The organism is Streptococcus mitis (genome assembly GCF_946190375.1).
Lineage (GTDB): Bacteria > Bacillota > Bacilli > Lactobacillales > Streptococcaceae > Streptococcus > Streptococcus mitis_CJ.
The window spans coordinates 1-5,654 of sequence record NZ_CAMIAF010000031.1 but is presented as its reverse complement, the minus strand read 5'-3'; the positions used below and the strand labels follow the sequence as shown (position 1 = coordinate 5,654).

At 37.8% G+C, this 5,654-nt stretch carries 2 protein-coding genes; both read left to right on the top strand.

The annotated features are described in order from the left end of the window. Window positions 1-4,869, top strand: a 4,869-nt coding sequence (locus N8M09_RS10745) for a ZmpA/ZmpB/ZmpC family metallo-endopeptidase (RefSeq protein ID WP_261065176.1), incomplete at its 5' end; no start/stop codon positions are given. A 41-nt stretch (window positions 4,870-4,910) separates the two neighbouring features. Continuing rightward, on the top strand, window positions 4,911-5,654 hold a 744-nt coding region (locus tag N8M09_RS10740; RefSeq protein ID WP_261065174.1), incomplete at its 3' end, for an SIALI-17 repeat-containing surface protein.

Below are 5,654 nucleotides of genomic sequence, written 5' to 3'. Positions count from 1 at the left end.
CCTGAATTGCCAAAAGCAGTTGTAACAGATAAAGGCGAACCAGCAGTTCAACCTGCGTTACCTGAAGCAGTTATAACCAACAAAGGTGAACCTGCAATTCAACCAGAGCTTTCTGAAGCGGTAGTAAGTGACAAAGGTAAGTCAGCAGTTCAACCAGCTTTACCAGAAGCTGTAGTAACCAACAAAGGCACCCCAGAAGTTCAACCTGAATTGCCAAAAGCAGTTGTAACAGATAAAGGCGAACCAGCAGTTCAACCTGCGTTACCTGAAGCAGTTATAACAGACAAAGGTGAACCTGCAATTCAACCAGAACTCTCTGAAGCAGTAGTAAGTGACAAAGGTAAGTCAGCAGTTCAACCAGAGTTACCAGAAGCTGTAGTAACCAACAAAGGCACCCCAGAAGTTCAACCAGAGTTGCCAGAAGCTGTAGTAAGTGATAAAGGTGTACCAGCAGTCCAACCAGCGTTACCAGAAGCAGTTGTAAGTGATAAAGGCGAACCTGAACAGGTAGCCACTCTACCAGAATATACAGGAGTACAAGCTGGCGCTGTAGTAGAACCAGAACAAGTGGCACCTCTTCCAGAATATACAGGACCACAAGCCGGAGCTATTGTTGAACCAGAGAAGGTAGAAGCACCGAAGGAATACACAGGAGTGCAAGCCGGAGCAATAGTAGAACCAGAACAAGTAGCCCCCCTACCAGAATACACAGGAGTACAAGCTGGAGCTATTGTCGAACCAGAGCAGATTGCCCCCCTACCAGAATACACAGGCGTACAAGCCGGAGCTATTGTTGAACCAGAACAAGTAGCCCCCCTACCAGAATACACAGGCGTACAAGCTGGAGCAATAGTAGAACCAGAACAAGTAGCCCCCCTACCAGAATATACAGGCGTACAAGCTGGAGCGATAGTTGAACCAGAACAGGTAGATCCACTTCCTGAATACAAGGGGAATATCGAGCAACTTAAACCTGAAACTCCTGTTGAGAAGCCGAAAGAAACAGATCCAGAGAAAACAATAGAATTAAGAAGTGTTTCTGATGTGGAGCTCTATAGTTATGAAGGAGATCGGTCAAGACAGCATACAAGCTTGGATAAAGTACCAGATAATAAATCTGCTTATTTCATTAAGGTGAAGTCAGCTAAATTTAAAGATGTACTGCTTCCAGTTTCAAACATTGAGGATACTACAAAAGATGGCAAACCAGTCTATAAAATCACGGCTAGATTAGAACACTTGAAGCAATCTGTAGATAATCAATATCAAGACAATTTTACTTATTATCTTCCAAAACTTGTTCAAAACGATAGCCCTATCTACACATCATTTAAAAAATTAGTAACTGATATGAATAGTAGACCTGATGGAACTTTCACTTTGGGTGCAACAATGAATGCTCGTGAGGTTGAGTTAGGTGAAAACCAAGAAAGTTATATTACAAATAACTTTACAGGGAAATTGATTGGTAGTCATCAGGGTAAACATTATGCTATCTATAATTTGAAAAAGCCGTTATTCAATAGATTAGAACACGCTACTGTTAAGGATCTCACCTTAAAAGATGTCAATATTTCTGGTAAGAATCATGTCGCATCGGTTGCTAAGGAAGCCACAAATTCTTCAACTTTAGAGAACGTTCACGCAAATGGAATCATTGCTGGTGAGCTAGGTATCGGAGGACTTGTCCAAAAAGTTGAAAATTCTACCGTAAGTAATAGTAGCTTCACCGGAAGAATAACAAATACTTTTGTTACAACCTCTCAGTATGCAATTGGTGGTCTAGTCGGTCAATTAACTGGTACGAATGCTAGTGTAGGTCATTCTATAGCATCAGTAACTATTTCAAGCAATGCAGAACGTTCTAACCAAACCATTGGCGGAATTGCAGGTATCGTAGAAAATAATGCAACTGTAGCAAATAGTTATGCTGAAGGTGAAATAAATAATGCTAAACCATTCGCTAGAGTTGGTGGAGTTGCAGGTTCCCTATGGACACAAGAAGGTGGAGCAGATGATAATACCGGCCACTTGAATAATGTTCTCAGCGATATGAATATTACAAATGGGAATGCGATTTCTGGATACCATTTTGATGGTATGAAGCAGACAAAGGTATACAGTAATAAAGACAATAAGGTAGTTAATGTTCAAGCAGTTGGAGATGAGGTAATGTCAGTTGATTCCACTGTAGAACGTGGTACTGAGATTGAAAAAACAGCAGTTCAAGCCAAGAAAGACCAGATTACTACAAAGAAAACTATAACCGTGGAAGATTTTACAAATTCTGCTAAACAGGATGTAGATTATACCAAGGCAGCTCATTATCAGGAGACAAGAAAAGTTGCATATAAAAATATAGAAAAATTATTGCCTTTCTATAATAGAGACACCATTGTGAAATATGGAAATCAATTGTCAGCTGATAATAATCTATTTAAGAAAGAATTGTTATCTGTTGTCGCTATGAAAAATGAGGAAGTGGTTTCAGATATTACTTCAGATAAGCACTCTATCAATCACTTACTACTACATTACAAAGATGGAACATCTGAGAAAGTGAGCTTAACCTACCATAGTGATTTTGCAAATCTGGCTGAGTATACTATTGGAAGTACAGGTCTAGTATACACACCAAATGCTTTCCTAAAAGATTATACGTCTATAATAAACAGAGTTAAAAATGACTTAAATACAGTGCAGTATGATCCAACTACTCTTAAGAATTTGTTAGGAATCTCTGATAATGTTAAATTAACAGAACTCTATCTAGATGAGCAATTCACTAAGACAAAAGATCACTTAACTGAAACTCTTAAAAAATTACTTTCAGCTGATGCTGCTGTTTCTGGAAATAATAGTGCTATTGACAATTACATCGTTGATAAAATCAAGCGAAACAAAGAAGCTTTGATGCTAGGATTAACCTATCTAGAACGCTGGTATGGTTTCAAATTTGATAAGGCTAGCGCAAAAGATTTGCTTATGTTCCATATGGATTTCTTTGGTAAGGGAAATACCTCTCCTCTTGATACGATTATTGAACTAGGTAAATCTGGCTACAACAATCTCTTGGCTAAAAATAATGTGGTTACTTACAATGCCTTGTTGACTAATAACTACAGTACAAAAGATTTATTTAGTGCTTTAGAAGTTTACCGTAAAGCATTTGCACCACATCAAACTAACAATGAATGGTTTAAATCTCAGACAAAAGCCTTAATCGTTGAAGAAAAATCTAATATTCCAGAAGTAAAAGCTAATCAGGAAAAAGCTGGCACCAAGTATTCTATCGGTGTCTATGATCGAATCACTAGCGACAGTTGGAAATACCGTAACATGGTACTGCCTCTACTAACCTTGCCAAAAAGATCAGTATTTGTCATTTCAACTATCTCTAGTCTAGGCTTTGGTGCTTATGATCGCTATCGTAATAAAGATCATCAAGCAAGTGGTGATTTGAATAGCTTTGTTGAAAAGAGTGCTCACGAAACAGCAGAGCGTCAACGAGATCACTACGATTATTGGTATCGTATTCTAGATAAGGAAGGGCGTGAGAAGCTTTACCGAAATATCTTGCTTTATGATGCCTATAAATTTGGAGATGACCATACCAATGGAAAAGCCCAAACAGTATCAGATTTTGATAGTCCAAATCCTGCAATGAAACATTTCTTTGGACCTGTTGGAAATAAAGTTGGCCATAATGGACACGGTGCTTATGCTACAGGGGATGCCGTTTATTATATGGGTTATCGTATGTTGGATAAGGATGGAGCTATCACTTATACACATGAAATGACGCATGCTTCAGATCAGAACATCTATCTTGGTGGCTATGGTCGAAGAAGTGGCTTGGGACCAGAGTTCTTTGCAAAAGGCTTATTACAAGCACCAGACCATCCAAACGACGCAACCATCACCATCAACTCTATCTTGAAACATTTAAAATCGGATAGTAAAGAAGGAGAACGATTACAAATACTCGATCCAACTACGAGATTTAAAGACGCGACAGATCTTCAAAAATATGTACACAACATGTTTGATGTTGTTTATATGTTGGAATATCTTGAAGGAAATTCAATTCTTAAATTGGATACGAATCAAAAACAACAACTTCTTAGAAAAGTTACAAATGAGTATCATCCAGATCCAGATGGAAATAATGTCTACGCAACAAATGTTGTCAGAGATTTAACCGCAGAAGAAGCTGAAAAATTACATTCATTTAATGATTTGATTGAGAATAATATTATTTCGTCTAGGGAATATTCCTTAGGTGAATACGAAAGAAATGGCTACTTCACTATTAAATTATTTGCGCCGATTTATGCAGCATTAAGTAATGATGACGGAACGCCAGGTGACTTGATGGGACGTCGTATGGCCTATGAACTATTAGCTGCTAAAGGATTTAAAGATGGTATGGTGCCATATATTTCAAATCAATTTGAACCCGATGCTAGGGCAAATAATAAAACGATTACCTCATATGGTAAGACTAAAGGATTGGTAACAGATAAATTAGTACTTCAAAAATTATTTAATAGTAAATACGACACTTGGAGTGATTTTAAAAAGGCCATGTATAAAGAGCGACAAGAAAAATTCAGCAAATTGAATAAAGTTACCTTTAATGATACAAGTAAATCATGGACAAGCTTTGCAACCAAAACTACAAGCAATATAGATGAGTTGCAACAACTAATGAATGAAGCTGTCCGCAAGGATACAGAAACTCCTCATTGGGATAACTATAATCCAGAAACAGATAGTGCGGTTCATAAGTTGAAGAGAGCAATCTTTAAAGCTTATCTTGACCAAACTGATGATTTTAGAAGTTCAATTTTTGAGAATAAAAAATAGTGTTTACTGTTAGGAAATAAAATTAAAGAAGGTGATTACGCTTGTCATTATTTAAAAAAGAACGATTTTCGATCCGAAAAATCTGTGGGATTGTTGGTTCGGTGTTACTAGGAAGTGTCTTGGTTGCACCGTCAGTCATCCATGCTTCTACCTATCATTACATTGAAAAAAGCGCTCTTACACAAGAAGAACAAACTAAGATTCAGGCAGGAATTCCTACTGATAATGAGGAAACTTATGCTCTTATTTATCAGCAGGAAGCTCTTCCTGCAACAGGTTCATCGACTTCTGTGCTTACAGCTTTAGGTCTATTAGCTGTTGGTAGTTTAGTCCTTTTGGTTCATAAAAAGAAAAAAGTTAGTAGTTTGTTCTTAGTTACTACTATCGGACTGATTAGTCTTTCTAGTATGCAAGCTCTCGATATAAGCAATCCTTTGAAAGCTCCAAGTAATGAAGGAGTAGTTCAAATTGCTGGATATCGTTATATTGGATACTTACCCCTTGAGGATGATGCAATTTCAGAAATTCAACATAAGGATGAGGGGACAAAAAATGTTCCAGTATCTGAAACTCAGGAAAGTATCCCTAATGAAGCGTCTAAAGCTGAGAAACCTAAATACACTGAGCCTGTAAGTACAGTCTCAGACGAGGCTCCTAAAGTAGAAAAAACTGACTATACGCAACCAATAGGAGCAAACCTTGTAGAGCCAGCAGTTCATGAAAAACCAGCATACACTGAACCTGTAGGTACTGTTCCAGACGAGGCTCCTAAATCAGAGAAGCCT